Genomic DNA, 14,377 nt, shown 5'->3' on the forward strand with positions numbered 1-14,377 from the left:
GGTCGTTACTGGGATCGAACCAGTGACCCCCTCCTTGTAAGGGAGGTGCTCTCCCAGCTGAGCTAAACGACCTGGGAATTCATCTGGGCAAATTGGTGGGTCGTGTAGGGATCGAACCTACGACCAATTGATTAAGAGTCAACTGCTCTACCGACTGAGCTAACGACCCACACCTGACTTGCCTCTTTCACTGCCTGCCTTGGCAAACAGCTTAAAACTGGTGGTCGTTACTGGGATCGAACCAGTGACCCCCTCCTTGTAAGGGAGGTGCTCTCCCAGCTGAGCTAAACGACCTGGGAATTCTGTCTCCACCTGGTGGAGAAATGGTGGGTCGTGCTGGATTCGAACCAGCGACCAATTGATTAAAAGTCAACTGCTCTACCGACTGAGCTAACGACCCTCACCACGACCAGGACCAACTGCAATGCTGCACCGGCTCTGACGGCGGCCTATATTACGGATTTATCATCCTGGCGCAACAGAAAAATCTTAAATTCCATCTGTTTGTTCACTGCGCATACAAAGCGAGGCTGTATTTACAAGACTGTTACGAAAACAGTGACATGCGGCAAAGTTACAGCTTGCTCAAACTCTGCTTGGCCAGCTGGGCCGGCGAGGTGTTGGGATAGCCCTTGATCACCTGCTCATAGAAGTTCTTGGCTTCCGCCTTCTTGCCGTCAAGCTGTGCCAGCATGCCCAGCTTCAACAGGGCGTCGGCTCGTTTGGGAGACTTGCTGAACTTGGTGGCCACAGTGGTGAACTGGGCGGCAGCGCCGGTCCGATCCCCCTTGTTGAACAGCAGCTGGCCCAGCCAGTAATGAGCGTTGGGAACATAGCTGGAGCTCGGGAACTGCTTGATGAACCCTTCGAAGGCCGGAATTGCCTTGTCGTAGTTCTTCTCCTTGAGCACCATGTTCACGGCCGCATCATAGGCCTGATTCTCGTTCTGGTTGGTGGAGTAGTTGGCCGCGGCGGCCGGCGTCGCGCTCGCAGCTGCGGCTGCGGCTGCGGCCGATGCGGCGGGAGCGGCAGGCTGGCTGTTGGCCACCTTGTCGAGCTCCTGATAGAGCTGGCGCTGACGCTCCTGCGACTGTTCCATCTGGTAGGTCTGCTGCTCCAGCTGGCCACGCAGCTCGGAGACCTCCCCTTGCAGGGCATCCACCTGTTGCTGCAAATCGGCCTGCAGGCGCAGACGGGCGTTGAGCGTGCGCTCCAGCAGGGCAACCCTGTCTTCCAGGCTGCCGGTGGGCACGATGGCGCCGTTGTTGCCGCTTAGGACAACCCCGCCACCCGAGTCACCGCTCAGATCGCTCACCGGTGCCGCCGCTTGCGCATTCAGAGCAACCAATACGGCCAGCGCAACAGCAGCTTGCTTGTACACAGATTTCATTCGGATCAAACCTTAGCGTTTAGTGCAAATAAAACGGCCAGCGCCATCGTCGCTCGCTTATACAGATTTCATTCGGATCAAACCTTGGCGTTTAGTGCAAATAAAACGGCCATCGAAATGGCCGCTTGCATATAAACGAACTTCGTTCGATTCAAACCTTAGTAAACCAGGACCGCACGGCGGTTCTTGGCAAAGGCATCCTCGGTGTGAGACATATCCAGCGGCTTCTCTTCGCCATAGCTGACGATGGAGAGCTGCTCAGCCTGCACACCCAGGGTTTGCAGATACTTGGCAACAGCCTTGGCACGACGCTCGCCCAGCGCGATGTTGTACTCCGGAGTACCGCGCTCGTCGGCGTGGCCTTCGATCAGTACTTTGACGCTCGGGCGCTCACGCAGGTAGCTGGCGTGGGCATCCAGCAGGTCGGCGTATTGACCCTGGATGTCGTAACCGTCGAACGGGAAGTAGATCACGTTGTCACGCTGCAGCGCTTCGAACTTCTGACGCATCTGCTCTTCCGGGGACAACATGCCATTCGCGCCACCGGTTTGTACACCGCCCATGCCGTCGGTCATGCCTGATTCGGCGCCAGCGGCATCGGAATCAGAAGAGGAGCTACAAGCGGCCAGGGTGAACAGTGGCAGTGCGATGGCCAAACCCTTGAGCAGTTTATTGAGTTGCATGCTATTTCCTTAAACCTTTATAACAAAACAAAAAACAATTGGATTTTTATCAATTCAAGAAGGGCGACCAAGCTGGTGCACGAATTTCACCGCTACTGGTCGGAAGCACAGCCTTGAAGCGACCATCAGTCGACACCAATGCGAGACTCTTACGACCCTGATAGATGGTGGCATAAATGATCATGCTGCCATTGGGAGCCACACTTGGCGACTCATCCAGCGCGCTCTGGGTAAGGACCAGCAGGGCATTGTTTTCCATATCCTGACGGGCGATACGGTACTGCCCCTGAACCCGGGTCACCATCACCATGATTTTGCCATCAGGAGTAATGGACGCACCCTGGTTGGATTCACCTTCCCAGGTCATCCGGCGAGTCATGCCAGTCGCCAAATTTACGCTATAAATCTGGGGTTTGCCACCACGTTCAGAGGTGAACAGCAAATTTTGACCGTCCGGCATCCAGGAGGGTTCGGTGTCGATTACCCGGCTGGTTGTGACGCGGGTCAGCTGCTTGCTAGCAACATCAACGACATAGAGGTTCGGTGACCCGTCCTTGGAGAGAACGATAGCCAGACGACGACCATCCGGAGACCACTCCGGCGCCCCGTTGATGCCGCGGAAGCTGGTGATCAGGCTGCGCTGCTGGGTGTAGATGTCCTGCACGTAGATTTCGGATTTCTGGTTCTCGAAGCTCACGTAGGCCAGCTTGCTGCCATCCGGCGACCAGGCCGGGGACATCAGCGGCTCGCGGGAACGCAGCAGGGTCTTCTCGTTGTAACCGTCGTAGTCGGAGATCCGCAGCTGATACGGGAACTGGGTACCCTGCTGCACGGAGACATAGGCCAGACGGGTCAGGAAGGCCCCACGCTCGCCGGTCAGTCGCTCGTAGACGATGTCGGAGATGCGGTGGGCAAACTGGCGCATCTGGGCACCCGGGATGGTCGCCATCCGGCTGTCCAGGATGTAGCCGTTGCTCTCGCCGCCCTGGGTCTTGGCCAGCTGGCCCTTGAGCACGTCGACCAGCTCGAAGTTGACCTTGTAGGTACCGTCGCCGACGGCGGCGATGGAACCGACCACCACGGCTTCGACCCCTTGGGAGGCCCAGGGTGCGAAGTTGATTTCACCGCTGGAGCTCGGGGTCTGCGGCATCTGGCCACGGGCCAGCGGTCTGAACTTGCCGCTGCGCATCAGATCGTTGGAGACCACTTCCGCGATGTCCTGCGGCAGCTGGCCATTGCCTTCCCACTTGAAGGGGGCGACGGCGATCGGCCGTGCACTGTCGATACCGCCGGTGATGACGATGTCCAAGGCCGCCTGGGCGCTCTGACCCAGCAACAAACAGCCAACCAAAGCAAAAAACACTTTTCTTATCATGGCTTAAACACTCGGTTCCAAAATAATGAGAGATTAACTTCCTTTCTCGGCAAGACGCTGCCAACCACCTTACTCGATCCCCTCGCCATCAGTGCTAGATGTTAGGTTCCAGCTTGAGGTTGAACTCCTTCAACATCTCGAATGCCGCAGGATCCTTAGGTACCGGCAACTGATTGGCCTTCAGTACGGCTGCTTTGCCGGAACGACATACCGCCGGGTCACCCTGGCCGTTATCTACCGAGATGACAAAGCCAGTGCTCGCAAGACGTACGCCGATAGTACATGTTTTGCCCCGCATGGTGGGATCCAAAATCATATATCGCTCAACAGTCGCCTTGATAAGCGCCGCATATTTGTCGACTTCACCCTTGGCCGCCGCCGATGCCGCCTGACTGCGGGCATTGGCCTCAGCCGCCAGCTGCTGCTGCATCATGTCTTCCATCTCTTTTTGCAGCTTGGCATCCTCGGCCGCTTTGCGCTTGCGTTCAGCCGCGATCTTGGCCTGCTTGTCGGCCTCTGCCTTGGCTTTCTTCTCTGCGTCAGCTTTTGCCTTCTTGGCCGCCTCTTCCTTGGCTTTCTTCTCGGCTTCAGCCTTGGCCTTCTGCTCGGCCTCCGCCTTGGCTTTCTTGTCCGCTTCTGCCTTCGCTTTTTTCTCGGCTTCGGCTTTGGCTTTCTTCTCGGCTTCCGCTTTCTTGGCCTTGGCCTCCTCAGCCTTGGCCTTCTCTTCAGCCTCTTTCTTCTCTTGTTCCTTTTTCTTCTTCAGCGCCAGCGCCTTGCTCTCTTCTTCCGCGGCCTTGCGCTCGGCCTCCGCCTTCTTGGCCTTCTGCTCTTCGAGCTTGCGGGCTTCCTCGGCCTTCTGGGCCTTCTCTTCCGCCTGCTTCTGCTCGGCCTGCTTCTTCTGCTTCTCTACTTCGGCCTTGCGGGTGGCCTCCTCGGCCTCCTTGCGCTTGGCCTCTGCAATCCGCAACCGTTCCTGCTGCTGGGCCAGCTCGCGCTTGGCTATGTCCGTGTCTTCCTTATCCTTCTCTTTCTCTACCTTCTGCGGCTTGGGCTGAGCCTTCTGCTGCTGGATCTGCTTGGCCTGCTCGTTGAGGAAGTTCTCGTCTAGCATGACGGCATTGACGATCTGCCCCTTCGACTCGGGTCGCTTCGGTTTGCTGAAGTCGAGCCCGACAAACAGAATGATGCCGATGATCAGGTGCAGCAGAAGCGACGCGATGAGATAACCGGAAATACCACGCTTCACATCCATCTCCGTCAGTTCACCGGATCTGTCATCAGGCCGACCTGAGGCACACCGGCTTTCTTGAGGGCCACCATCAGCAGGATCACCTCTTCGTAGCGCACCGACTTGTCACCGGCCACCACCACGGGGGCGTTCTGGTTGATGGCCAGGTAACCCATGGCCTTCTCGGTGATGTACTGCTGCATCGCCTCGGGCGTCCCGCTCGGCACAGGTTCGTCTTCGGCCTCACCGGCCTTGATGACGTACTCGCCTTCGGTATTGACGCTGACGATGAAGGGCGGCTTGGCATCTTCCGGCAACTGCTCGGACTCCGCCTGCGGCAGGTCAACCTTGACCCCTTGCGTGATCACGGGCGTCACCGCCATGAAGATGATAAGCAGCACCAGCATGACGTCGATATAGGGAACCACGTTGATCTCGGCCACCTTCTTGCGCCGGATCCGCTGATAGGTTTGCATTACTGATCACCCTGCTGCTGAGCAATTTGACGGTTCAGAATGGTGGTGAACTCGTCCATGAAGTTGGCGTAGGCGTTCTCCAGCCGCTCGACCTTGTTGGAGAAGCGGTTGTAGAAGATAACGGCCGGGATGGCGGCAAACAGACCCATGGCGGTAGCGATCAGCGCCTCCGCGATACCGGGGGCCACCATCTGCAGGGTTGCCTGCTGCACCTGACCCAGGGCGATAAAGGCGTTCATGATCCCCCAGACGGTACCAAACAGACCGATATAGGGGCTGATGGAGCCGATGGTAGCCAGGATCGGCAGGTTGGACTCGAGATCGTCCACCGCGCGGGAGAGGGAGACGCGCATGGCACGGTAGGTACCGTCCATCACCGCATCCTGACCACGGGCGCCAGCCTTGAGCAGACGGGCATACTCCTTGAAGCCGGAATAGAAGATGTCTTCCATGCCTTCGATGTCATCGCGGCGGGAAGAGGACTCCTGGTAGAGACGGTTGAGGTCGACCCCGGACCAGAATCTGTCTTCAAACTGCTCCGATGCGATATTGGCTGCCTTGATGGCCTTGGAGCGCTGGATGATCAGCGCCCAGGAGACGACCGACATGCCCATCAGGGTCATCATGACCAGTTTTACCAACAGGCTGGCTTGCCAAAACAGGCCAATAAACGAAATTTCAGCGTGCACTTAACAGCACTCCCTTCACATTTTCAGGTATTGCAACAGGTTTCATATGCGGATGACTGACACAGGCTATCTGTACCATGGCCTGGGTGATCAGTCGTCCATCAGCCGCCAGTATCCGTTGTGAGAAGCGCATGGAGGCGCGTTTCACTTCGGTCACTTGCGTCAATACAGTCAAAAGCTCATTAAAACGGGCCGCCGAGCGGAAATCGATCTCTGTTCGACTCACCACAAACGCGTACCCGGCGCCCAGCAGGACATCCTGTTCGATGCCGCCAGCACGCAGGAACTCGGTGCGAGCACGTTCCATAAACTTGAGATAATTGGCGTTGTAGACGATGCCCCCGGCATCGGTGTCTTCGTAGTAGACACGCACCGGAAACTCAGAGACTTCCCCCATAACAATCTGTGATCCATACGACAGTCAGATGGGGGGCTATCATAGCGCAGGGCTGAATAGGAAAGAAGCAGGGGGAAGCAGGGAAATCCTGCCTCCCCCCGTTTTTTATGAAAGGAAATAGCCTTGGGTCAGCCAGAGCCCGTACAACAAACTGGGCAAGGCGAGCCAGGGGAAAAACAGCACGCGACCGACGAGGCTGCGGGGATGGAATCCCAGCCCGTGCATGACCCCGCAGCAGACCGCCCACATCAACCAGGGCGCCAGCCAGAGGCCGTGTTCGCTGGTGTTGGCGGCCACCAGGTTGGGGGCCTGTAAAATAGCGACGGCCAACAGGGCCGCCGCTACCAGCATCAACCCCTGCCAGGGTTGGCGCTCCAGGGGAGCGGCCAACCGGGCGAGTCGATCACTTGTTCTCATCGATCTGGCGATCCATGTTCTCGGTGTGTTCCAGCCACAGCGCATTGATGATGCCGAATGCACAAGCCAGCAGCAGACCCAGGATCCAGGTGAAATACCACATATCAGGGCACCTTCTTAGTAGAGCGATTGTTGGTTGTCTTCGATGTGCTTGCTGGTCACCCGGCCGAACATCTTGATGTAGGTCCACAGGGTATAACCCAGCACAATCGGTACGAAGATGGCGGCCGCTACCGTCATCACCCGCAGGGTGTTGAGAGAAGCGGTGGCATCCCACATGGTCAGGCTCAGTGACGGCTCAAGGCTTGAGGGCATCACGAACGGGAACATGGAGAAGCCGGCAGTCAGGATCACGCCGGCAATCGCCAGGGAGGAGCAGGTGAACGCCAGCCAGCCCTTGTTCAGCTTGGCAAACAGCGATGTCAGCAAGCTCATCGCCAGACCCAGCACGGGTGCTGCAATCATCCAGGGATAGAGGCTGTAGTTGTTCATCCAGGCACCGGCCTGACGCACCACTTCCTTGTTCATCGGATTGGAGACGGCATCGGTCGCGGCGGCCTTGACCACCACATAGCCTTCCATGCCGCTGACCCAGAAACCGGCCAGTGCGAACAGCACCAGGGTCACCAGCGAGCAGATCATGGCGGCGGTGCGGGAGCGGGCCAGCACTTCACCGTCGGTCTTCATCATCAGCCAGGTAGCGCCCTGGGTGACCAGCATGAACAGGCTCACCAGACCGGCCAGCAGGCCGAACGGATTGAGCAGACCGAAGAAGTTGCCGTGATAGGTCAGCATCATGAACTGGTTGAAGTCGAACGGCACGCCCTGCAGCAGGTTGCCGAACGCCACGCCAAACACGATGGGCGGTACCGCGCTACCGACGAACAGTGCCCAGTCCCAGTTGCTGCGCCACTTGGCATCTTCACGCAGGGAACGGTACTTGAAACCGACCGGGCGGAAGAACAGGGCCATCAGGGTCAGGATCATGGCGATGTAGAAGCCGGAGAAGGCTGCCGCATACACCATGGGCCAGGCTGCAAACAGGGCACCACCGGCGGTCACCAGCCAGACCTGGTTCCCTTCCCAGTGCGGGCCCATGGTGTTGAGCATCACCCGACGCTCAACATCCTTCTTGCCGACGAAGGGGAGCAGTGCGCCCACCCCCATATCGAAGCCGTCGGTGATGGCGAAGCCAATCAGCAGGACGCCGACCAGCACCCACCAGACCAGGCGCAACATTTCGTAATCAAACATGGGTTGCTCTCCTTATGCCTTGCTCTGTTCGAAGTGGTACTTGCCGGTCTTCAGGCTGCTTGGGCCCAGACGCGCGTACTTGAACATCAGGTACATCTCGATGATCAGCAGTACGGTGTAGAACAGGCAGATCCCGATAAGGGAGAACCAGATCTCGGAGGCCGGCACGTTGGAGGCCGAGACCGAGGTCGGCAACACTTCGGCGATGGTCCAGGGCTGACGACCGTATTCCGCGACGAACCAGCCACACTCGATGGCGATCCAGGGCAGCGGGATGCCGTACAGCAGCGCCTTGAGCAGCCACTTGCGCTCGCCGATCTTGTGACGGGTACTGTCATAGAAGGCCAGGCCAATCAGCACCAGCATCAGCATGCCGCAGGCAACCATGATGCGGAAGGCGAAGAACAGCGGCAGCACTTGCGGGATGGAGTCATCCACGGCGGCCTTGATCTGCTCGTCGGTGGCATCGGTCACGTTGGAGGTATAGCGCTTGAGCAGCAGACCGTAACCCAGGTCCTGCTTCACTTCGTCGAAGCGGGCGCGGGTATCGTCAGACTTGTCGCCGGACTGCAGCTTGGTCAGCAGGTCGTAGGCGGTCATGCCGTTGCGCACGCGCAGCTCGTGCTCGCTCTTCAGATCCTTGAGACCGGTCACCTGGCCGTCCAGCGAACGGGTGGCGATGATGCCGAGGGCATAAGGGATCTTGATGGCGTAGTCGGTGCGCATCTCTTCCTGGTTCGGGATGCCGAACAGGGTAAAGGAGGCTGGCGCAGGTTCGGTGTTCCACTCGGCCTCGATGGCCGCCAGTTTCACCTTCTGCACTTCACCTGTCTCGTAGCCGGACTCGTCACCGAGGATCAGCACGGAGAGGATGGACGCCATGCCGAATGCGGCCGCAATGGCGAAGGAGCGACGGGCGAAGGCCACGTCACGATGCTTGAGCAGGTAATAGGAAGAGATGCCCAGCACGAACATGGCGCCTGTGGTATAGCCTGCCGCCACTGTGTGGACGAACTTCACCTGGGCAACCGGGTTGAACACCAGATCGGCGAAGCTCACCATCTCCATGCGCATGGTTTCGAAGTTGAACTCGGCACCTACCGGGTTCTGCATCCAGCCGTTGGCAACCAGGATCCAGAGGGCGGAGAGGTTGGTCCCGAGCGCCATCAACCAGGTCGCAGCCAGGTGTTGACGCTTGGAGAGCCGATCCCAGCCGAAGAAGAACATACCGACGAAGGTGGATTCCAGGAAGAATGCCATCAGACCTTCGATGGCCAGCGGGGCCCCGAAGATATCGCCGACATAGTGGGAGTAGTAGGCCCAGTTGGTACCAAACTGGAACTCCATGGTCAGCCCTGTGGTGACCCCGAGGGCAAAGTTGATACCAAACAACTTGCCCCAGAACTTGGTCATGTCCCGGTAGACAGGGTTGTTGGTCATCACATAGACAGACTCCATGATCGCCAGAATGAAGGCCATTCCGAGCGTCAAGGGCACAAACAGGAAGTGATAAAGGGCCGTCGCAGCGAATTGGAACCGCGATAGGTCTACCACATGCTCAGCAATCATGATGTTTCCTCACCGATTATTGGCACGGCTATTTTAAGTTTTAAGACAAAGCTTCCGTTGGAAGTCCCCGAATTATCGGTCATGTTCCAGTTTTGCACTGACGACCGGATTCGACTGCCACCACATTAACAACAAGGCAATAATAGAGAACAAAAAAAGCTAATGTTTAACAATTACAAAACAATCAAGCTTGCTTTATTCCTGCCCATAATGACCTGAGTTTTATATCACCTTTATTTGATTGAAATCAATGTAAAACCACCACCAATACATGCCTTTCAAAGGCATTTTCACGACCCTTTCCATTTATTTTAGAGAGCTGGGTCACAAAAAAATAAAAATCGCAAATCATTGATTTAAATCAACTTTAATCTTTAAGCAAATAAGTAATGCTTCTGTTAAAAAACAACTCTCAAGGGTGTTTTCATCATGTTTCCCTCGCTTGTCCCCAGCCAGAATAAAACTAATTAAAAACCAATAAAAACGCATATCCATGCTAATTCGGCAAGACCACCAAATGATTAGTTAATCTAATCTGAGATGGGTAATTTTTCTTGTTTGTCCGAGTCCGACAGAGCTCCTACAATGCGCCTCGCAGTGAGGGCATACCCTTGGATACAGGCCGGTCAATCTGGGTTCCCGGTACGTATTCGATGAACATTTCGAACCTGTCTATTGGAATTAAAGATGAAAAAGTTTGTTGCTAAAACCATCCGTTACTACAAGCTTTCGTTCGTTCAGCTCTATCAAATGAATCGACTCTGAGGCCTCGCGACGGCTCACTCTGTTTTTTACCGGTCTGTCTCCAGACGCACTCACTGTCTGTGAACATCCATCCTGAATTGTCTTTGCCCACCGCCTCCGCAGTGGGCTTTTTTTTGCCCGGATAACAAAAAACCGCCCTTGAAGGCGGTTTTTTGTTCAATCAGCTGTTTTTACCCTTCATCTGGCCGTTGCAGGCCAAAATGCGCATAAGCTCTTGGTGTCGCGATCCGCCCTCTGGGTGTACGTTGCAGGAAGCCCTGCTGGATCAGATAGGGCTCGAGCACATCTTCGATGGTGTCCTTCTCCTCGCCGATGGCCGCAGCCAGGTTGTCGAGCCCCACCGGCCCCCCCAGAAACTTGTCTATGACAGCCAACAATAGCTTGCGGTCCATGAAGTCGAACCCTTCGTTATCCACGTCCAGCATGTCCATGGCTCGGGCCGCTATGGGTCCGTCAATCCGGCCATCGGATTTCACCTGAGCAAAATCCCGCACCCGGCGCAACAAACGGTTAGCAATTCGCGGCGTCCCGCGCGAGCGACGCGCCACCTCCAGCGCACCGTCTTCCGTCATGTCGAGCCCGAGGCAGCGGGCGCTGCGGGCGACGATGTCGGTCAGATCCCTGACGTTGTAGAACTCGAGGCGCTGCACGATACCGAAGCGATCCCGCAGCGGGCTGGTGAGAGAGCCGGCCCGGGTCGTCGCGCCGATCAGGGTGAAGGGGGGCAGGTCGAGCTTGATGGAGCGAGCCGCCGGCCCCTCCCCGATCATGATGTCGAGCTGGTAATCCTCCATCGCCGGGTATAGCACCTCCTCCACCACCGGGCTGAGGCGGTGGATCTCGTCGATGAACAACACGTCGTTCGGTTCGAGGTTGGTGAGCAGCGCCGCCAGATCGCCTGCCTTCTCCAGCACGGGGCCGGAGGTGGTCTTGATGTTGACCCCCATCTCGTTGGCCACTATGTTGGCGAGCGTGGTCTTGCCAAGCCCGGGCGGGCCGAAGATCAACAGGTGATCGAGCGCCTCGCCGCGCTGGCGCGCCGCCGCGATAAAGATCTCCATCTGTTCGCAGACCGGATCCTGGCCGGTGTAATCGGCCAGCAGCTTGGGCCGGATAGCCCGATCGATGACTTCTTCCTCACGCCCGCCAGCGGCGGAAATGAGGCGATCCGCTTCAATCATTCTCTACCTCACACCAGGCTGCGCAGCGCTTCACGGATGATATCCTCCACCGACATGCCATCCACCGCGACTTTGCTGACGATCTGGCTGGCCTGCTGCGGCTTGTAACCAAGCGCCACCAGCGCACTGGCGGCCTCTTCGCTCGAATCCGGCGCCCGCAGGGCACTCTCCTTGGCAGGCAGGGTGATCTCGGCCGGCGAGAAGAGATCGTGGCTGACCCACCCCTTGAGTCTGTCCTTCATCTCCACCACCAGTCGCTCAGCGGTCTTCTTGCCAACCCCTGGCAACTTGACCAGGGAGCTTATCTCCTCGCGCTCGACACTCAGCACGAACTGGGTGGCGGTCATGCCGGAGAGAATGGCCAGCGCCAGCTTGGGGCCGACCCCGTTGGTCTTGATCAACTCTCGAAACAGCGCCCTCTCCTGCTTGTGATTGAAGCCGTACAGCAGCTGGGCGTCTTCCCGCACCACGAAGTGGGTGTGAATGACCGCTTCCTTGCCGATCTCGGGCAGATCATAGAAGCAGCTCATGGGCATGTGCACCTCATAGCCCACGCCCCCGACCTCCAGCAATACCTCGGGGGGTTGTTTCTCAATGACTACGCCTCTCAAGCGACCAATCACGGCTCTCTCCTCGCCAAACCAGCTATCTGTAAATTGGCTCATAGCATAAAGAATAACTGGATAAGTATCCAGCATAGGGCGGCTGGACCGCAGCGGATTTTCAGCACACTCGCGCGTTCCAAGCCATGCTTGGATCCGAGCCGGGCAACAACTTTATTTTCCATCTGGCATGGCATTTTGTTGCCACTGATAAAACACTAAATTGGGTTTGTTTGGAGCCAAGGAAGGTCCTTAATCATGAAAATCGTCACCACATCGAACCTGGGGCTGGCCATTCTGCTCAGCTGCACGCTGGGCATGGGCGTCGTCGGCTGGTATGGCAGCCAGCGGCTGGCGGATCTGCTCTCCTATGTGCTGGGTGCCGCCTGGCAGACTGCAGACGGCGCCATGGAGGGCTCCATCGAGCTCGGCAACCAGTCGCTCTACATCCAGAAGATGCTCAGAGGCATGTCCCTCGACGAGCAGGAGCTGCAGCAGGCCAGAACCGCCACCACCGACGCCATGCGCCGGGTGGGCGAAGGTCGGCTCATCGATGACGCCGCCATCAACACCATGAACCAGCAGCATCAGGTCTACCAGCAGCAGCAGGAACAGCTGCTGACGCTCTACCAGACGTTTACCCGCCTTGATCAGGCGCTGCGCGCCAGTTCTGAACGCATGTCCCGCCTCTCGACCCAGCTCGAGGTGGTGGGTGATGGCGCGGTCGAGAGCCTCACCCAGTCACCGGATCAGGCCATCAGCTGGAATGGCGGCCTGGCGACCCGCTGGCACGCGGCCGATGGCGGCATGGAGGCCAATATAGGCTTCCTGCGTCAGCTCTATGCGCTGGAGAAGATGCAGAGCGAAGGGCTCACCCCCGCCATCCAGAGCGAGATGGAGGAGGCGACCCGCTTCTACCGGGAGGCGGTCGACGCCATGCTGGCCAGCGGATTGTTTGATGTGCCCGCTGAGGGGGAGTTTGCCGGCCAGTCGCTGGCAACCCAGTATCGGGCGCTGGAAACCGAGGTTCAGCAATTGATGGTGCAGTGGATGGCAGCCCTTGGCGAGTATCAACGCCAGCTGACCAGCTATGAGCAGAGCGCCGATCAGCTCAAGAAATTGCTGGTCGAGGTGGAGGCAAAGGGCGATGCCACGGTCGAGGATCAGGTTGGTCAGCTCAACACCATCATCAACCATACCAAGAGTCTGATCCTGGGCGGCCTGCTGTTCAGCCTGCTGATCGTGACCCTGTGCGGCTTCTGGCTGGTGCGCGCCATCGTGCGGCCCCTGCTGCAGGTAAATCGGCGCATGCAGGACATCGCAGCTGGCGAAGGGGATCTCAACGCCCGCATCAACCTCAGGCGTGACGACGAAATCGGCTCGCTGGCCGGCAGCGTGGATCGCTTCATCGAGAAGCTGCAGAAGATGATCAGCTCCACCATGGACAACAACCAGCACATCAGCGAGCACGTGCACACCTCGGTCAACCGGGTTCAGGCCATCAGCCAGAGCAGCCGCCAGACGGCCGAACATGCCCAGGCGCTGCACCATGACAGCGAGCAGATGGTGCAGGTGGCCACCACCATCTCGGACAACTGCAGCCTGGCGGCGCAAAATGCCAACGAGGTGCGCCAGCTCACCACCGAGAGCAGTCAGTATGTCTCCTCCGCCAGCGCGGGCATGCAGCGGGTGGTGATGGAGGTGGGCGAATGCGCCACCGCCATCAACGCCCTCAAGGAGCAGGCCAGTCAGATAGGCCAGATCATCTCCACCATCAGCGGCATTTCCGAGCAGACCAACCTGCTGGCGCTCAACGCCGCCATCGAGGCCGCCCGGGCTGGCGAGATGGGCCGCGGCTTTGCGGTGGTGGCCGACGAAGTGCGCACCCTGGCCAATCGCACCGCCTCCTCCAGCGCCGAGATCAACGAGGTGATCAATAGCATCCAGCAGCAGACCGAAACCGCCTATCTGATGATGCAGCGCAACCTGAAGACGGTGGAGTCGGGCATGGCGGATTCCGACAACACCAAACAGATCCTGTTCAAGGTGGAGGGCGCCATCGACCACCTGGCGGACATGGTACAGCAGGTGGCAGACGCCACCGGCCAGCTCTCCCATACCCTGAGCCACACCTCGGACAAGGTCTCCGGTATCAGCCAGCAGGCCCAGACTGGCGAGCAGGAGGCGCAGGAGTGCCTGCAGCTCGCCTCTTCTCTCCATCAGGCCAGCCTGCTGCAACAGCGGTTGCTGTCGCAATTTCGGGTCTGACCGCAGCGGGGGCGATGCCCCCGCTTTCTCCCGTCGTACGAATTTAGCCCTTGGGCCGCAGGGCCCGTCCTGTTAAAATTCCG

Annotated in this window: 14 protein-coding genes and 4 tRNA genes; 1 reads left to right on the forward strand and 17 read right to left on the reverse strand. The window is 58.1% G+C overall.

The genetic code is table 11. From position 1 onward, the window contains the following. From G5134_RS18375 to ruvA, 17 genes are all read right to left on the reverse strand, one after another. A tRNA-Val gene (locus G5134_RS18375) sits at window positions 1–72 on the reverse strand. Window positions 73–93: 21 nt separating this feature from the next. After that, window positions 94–169, reverse strand: a tRNA-Lys gene (locus tag G5134_RS18380). Between the two features lie 49 nt (window positions 170–218). Further along, a tRNA-Val gene (locus G5134_RS18385) sits at window positions 219–294 on the reverse strand. Window positions 295–324: 30 nt separating this feature from the next. After that, a tRNA-Lys gene (locus G5134_RS18390) sits at window positions 325–400 on the reverse strand. Window positions 401–574: 174 nt separating this feature from the next. Beyond that, window positions 575–1,390 carry a tol-pal system protein YbgF gene (gene ybgF, locus G5134_RS18395; RefSeq protein ID WP_065018793.1) on the reverse strand — a complete coding sequence of 272 codons (816 nt, stop codon included), beginning with the start codon at window positions 1,388–1,390 and terminating at the stop codon, window positions 575–577. 158 nt (window positions 1,391–1,548) lie between these two features. Further along, window positions 1,549–2,073, reverse strand: coding sequence for a peptidoglycan-associated lipoprotein Pal (gene pal / locus G5134_RS18400; protein ID WP_005304908.1), 525 nt, complete (start codon window positions 2,071–2,073; stop codon window positions 1,549–1,551). Between the two features lie 49 nt (window positions 2,074–2,122). After that, on the reverse strand, window positions 2,123–3,448 hold the full coding sequence (tolB, locus tag G5134_RS18405) for a Tol-Pal system beta propeller repeat protein TolB (RefSeq protein ID WP_010636193.1): 1,326 nt from the start codon (window positions 3,446–3,448) through the stop codon (window positions 2,123–2,125). A 94-nt stretch (window positions 3,449–3,542) separates the two neighbouring features. Beyond that, complete coding sequence (tolA, locus tag G5134_RS18410) at window positions 3,543–4,700, reverse strand: cell envelope integrity protein TolA (protein ID WP_421232124.1); 1,158 nt, start codon at window positions 4,698–4,700, stop codon at window positions 3,543–3,545. Window positions 4,701–4,705: 5 nt separating this feature from the next. Continuing rightward, window positions 4,706–5,152 (reverse strand): protein TolR, encoded by a 447-nt coding sequence (tolR, locus tag G5134_RS18415; RefSeq protein ID WP_005304918.1) that lies wholly within the window; start codon window positions 5,150–5,152, stop codon window positions 4,706–4,708. Then, window positions 5,152–5,829, reverse strand: a complete 678-nt coding sequence (gene tolQ / locus G5134_RS18420; protein ID WP_213344251.1) for a protein TolQ — start codon at window positions 5,827–5,829, stop codon at window positions 5,152–5,154. Before tolQ ends, tolR begins: the two co-directional genes overlap by 1 nt. Before the next feature lies 1 nt (window position 5,830). Beyond that, entirely contained in the window at window positions 5,831–6,238 is a 408-nt protein-coding gene (gene ybgC / locus G5134_RS18425) for a tol-pal system-associated acyl-CoA thioesterase (protein ID WP_005304924.1), read from the reverse strand. 105 nt (window positions 6,239–6,343) lie between these two features. After that, window positions 6,344–6,655 (reverse strand): cyd operon YbgE family protein, encoded by a 312-nt coding sequence (locus G5134_RS18430; protein ID WP_041203624.1) that lies wholly within the window; start codon window positions 6,653–6,655, stop codon window positions 6,344–6,346. Then, complete coding sequence (gene cydX / locus G5134_RS18435; RefSeq protein ID WP_005304933.1) at window positions 6,642–6,758, reverse strand: cytochrome bd-I oxidase subunit CydX; 117 nt, start codon at window positions 6,756–6,758, stop codon at window positions 6,642–6,644. Before cydX ends, G5134_RS18430 begins: the two co-directional genes overlap by 14 nt. Window positions 6,759–6,772: 14 nt before the next feature. Beyond that, the gene (gene cydB / locus G5134_RS18440) at window positions 6,773–7,909 is read right to left on the reverse strand and encodes a cytochrome d ubiquinol oxidase subunit II (RefSeq protein WP_010636191.1); all 1,137 of its coding nucleotides are present in this window, start codon (window positions 7,907–7,909) and stop codon (window positions 6,773–6,775) included. 12 nt (window positions 7,910–7,921) lie between these two features. Then, window positions 7,922–9,478: a cytochrome ubiquinol oxidase subunit I gene (gene cydA, locus G5134_RS18445; RefSeq protein WP_005304948.1), complete on the reverse strand. Its 1,557-nt coding sequence runs from the start codon at window positions 9,476–9,478 to the stop codon at window positions 7,922–7,924. A 935-nt stretch (window positions 9,479–10,413) separates the two neighbouring features. Further along, complete coding sequence (gene ruvB, locus G5134_RS18450) at window positions 10,414–11,424, reverse strand: Holliday junction branch migration DNA helicase RuvB (RefSeq protein WP_005304949.1); 1,011 nt, start codon at window positions 11,422–11,424, stop codon at window positions 10,414–10,416. Between the two features lie 8 nt (window positions 11,425–11,432). Further along, window positions 11,433–12,047: a Holliday junction branch migration protein RuvA gene (gene ruvA, locus G5134_RS18455; RefSeq protein ID WP_005304953.1), complete on the reverse strand. Its 615-nt coding sequence runs from the start codon at window positions 12,045–12,047 to the stop codon at window positions 11,433–11,435. A 237-nt stretch (window positions 12,048–12,284) separates the two neighbouring features. Here ruvA and G5134_RS18460 point away from each other — a divergent pair, with 237 nt between their 5' ends. Further along, the gene (locus G5134_RS18460; protein WP_065018792.1) at window positions 12,285–14,294 is read left to right on the forward strand and encodes a methyl-accepting chemotaxis protein; all 2,010 of its coding nucleotides are present in this window, start codon (window positions 12,285–12,287) and stop codon (window positions 14,292–14,294) included. Window positions 14,295–14,377: the final 83 nt, after the last annotated feature.

This window comes from Aeromonas sp. 600276 (assembly GCF_049175815.1).
GTDB classification, from domain to species: domain Bacteria; phylum Pseudomonadota; class Gammaproteobacteria; order Enterobacterales; family Aeromonadaceae; genus Aeromonas; species Aeromonas dhakensis.

What these genes read in the sequence shown, in the direction of transcription:
- pal (WP_005304908.1), bottom strand. Translation starts at nt 2,073, where the DNA reads ATGCAACTCAATAAACTGCTCAAGGGTTTGGCCATCGCACTGCCACTG.
- cydB (WP_010636191.1), bottom strand. Translation starts at nt 7,909, where the DNA reads ATGTTTGATTACGAAATGTTGCGCCTGGTCTGGTGGGTGCTGGTCGGC.
- G5134_RS18430 (WP_041203624.1), bottom strand. Translation starts at nt 6,655, where the DNA reads ATGAGAACAAGTGATCGACTCGCCCGGTTGGCCGCTCCCCTGGAGCGC.
- G5134_RS18460 (WP_065018792.1), top strand. Translation starts at nt 12,285, where the DNA reads ATGAAAATCGTCACCACATCGAACCTGGGGCTGGCCATTCTGCTCAGC.
- ybgC (WP_005304924.1), bottom strand. Translation starts at nt 6,238, where the DNA reads ATGGGGGAAGTCTCTGAGTTTCCGGTGCGTGTCTACTACGAAGACACC.
- ruvB (WP_005304949.1), bottom strand. Translation starts at nt 11,424, where the DNA reads ATGATTGAAGCGGATCGCCTCATTTCCGCCGCTGGCGGGCGTGAGGAA.
- tolA (WP_421232124.1), bottom strand. Translation starts at nt 4,700, where the DNA reads ATGGATGTGAAGCGTGGTATTTCCGGTTATCTCATCGCGTCGCTTCTG.
- tolB (WP_010636193.1), bottom strand. Translation starts at nt 3,448, where the DNA reads ATGATAAGAAAAGTGTTTTTTGCTTTGGTTGGCTGTTTGTTGCTGGGT.
- cydA (WP_005304948.1), bottom strand. Translation starts at nt 9,478, where the DNA reads ATGATTGCTGAGCATGTGGTAGACCTATCGCGGTTCCAATTCGCTGCG.
- cydX (WP_005304933.1), bottom strand. Translation starts at nt 6,758, where the DNA reads ATGTGGTATTTCACCTGGATCCTGGGTCTGCTGCTGGCTTGTGCATTC.
- tolR (WP_005304918.1), bottom strand. Translation starts at nt 5,152, where the DNA reads ATGCAAACCTATCAGCGGATCCGGCGCAAGAAGGTGGCCGAGATCAAC.
- ybgF (WP_065018793.1), bottom strand. Translation starts at nt 1,390, where the DNA reads ATGAAATCTGTGTACAAGCAAGCTGCTGTTGCGCTGGCCGTATTGGTT.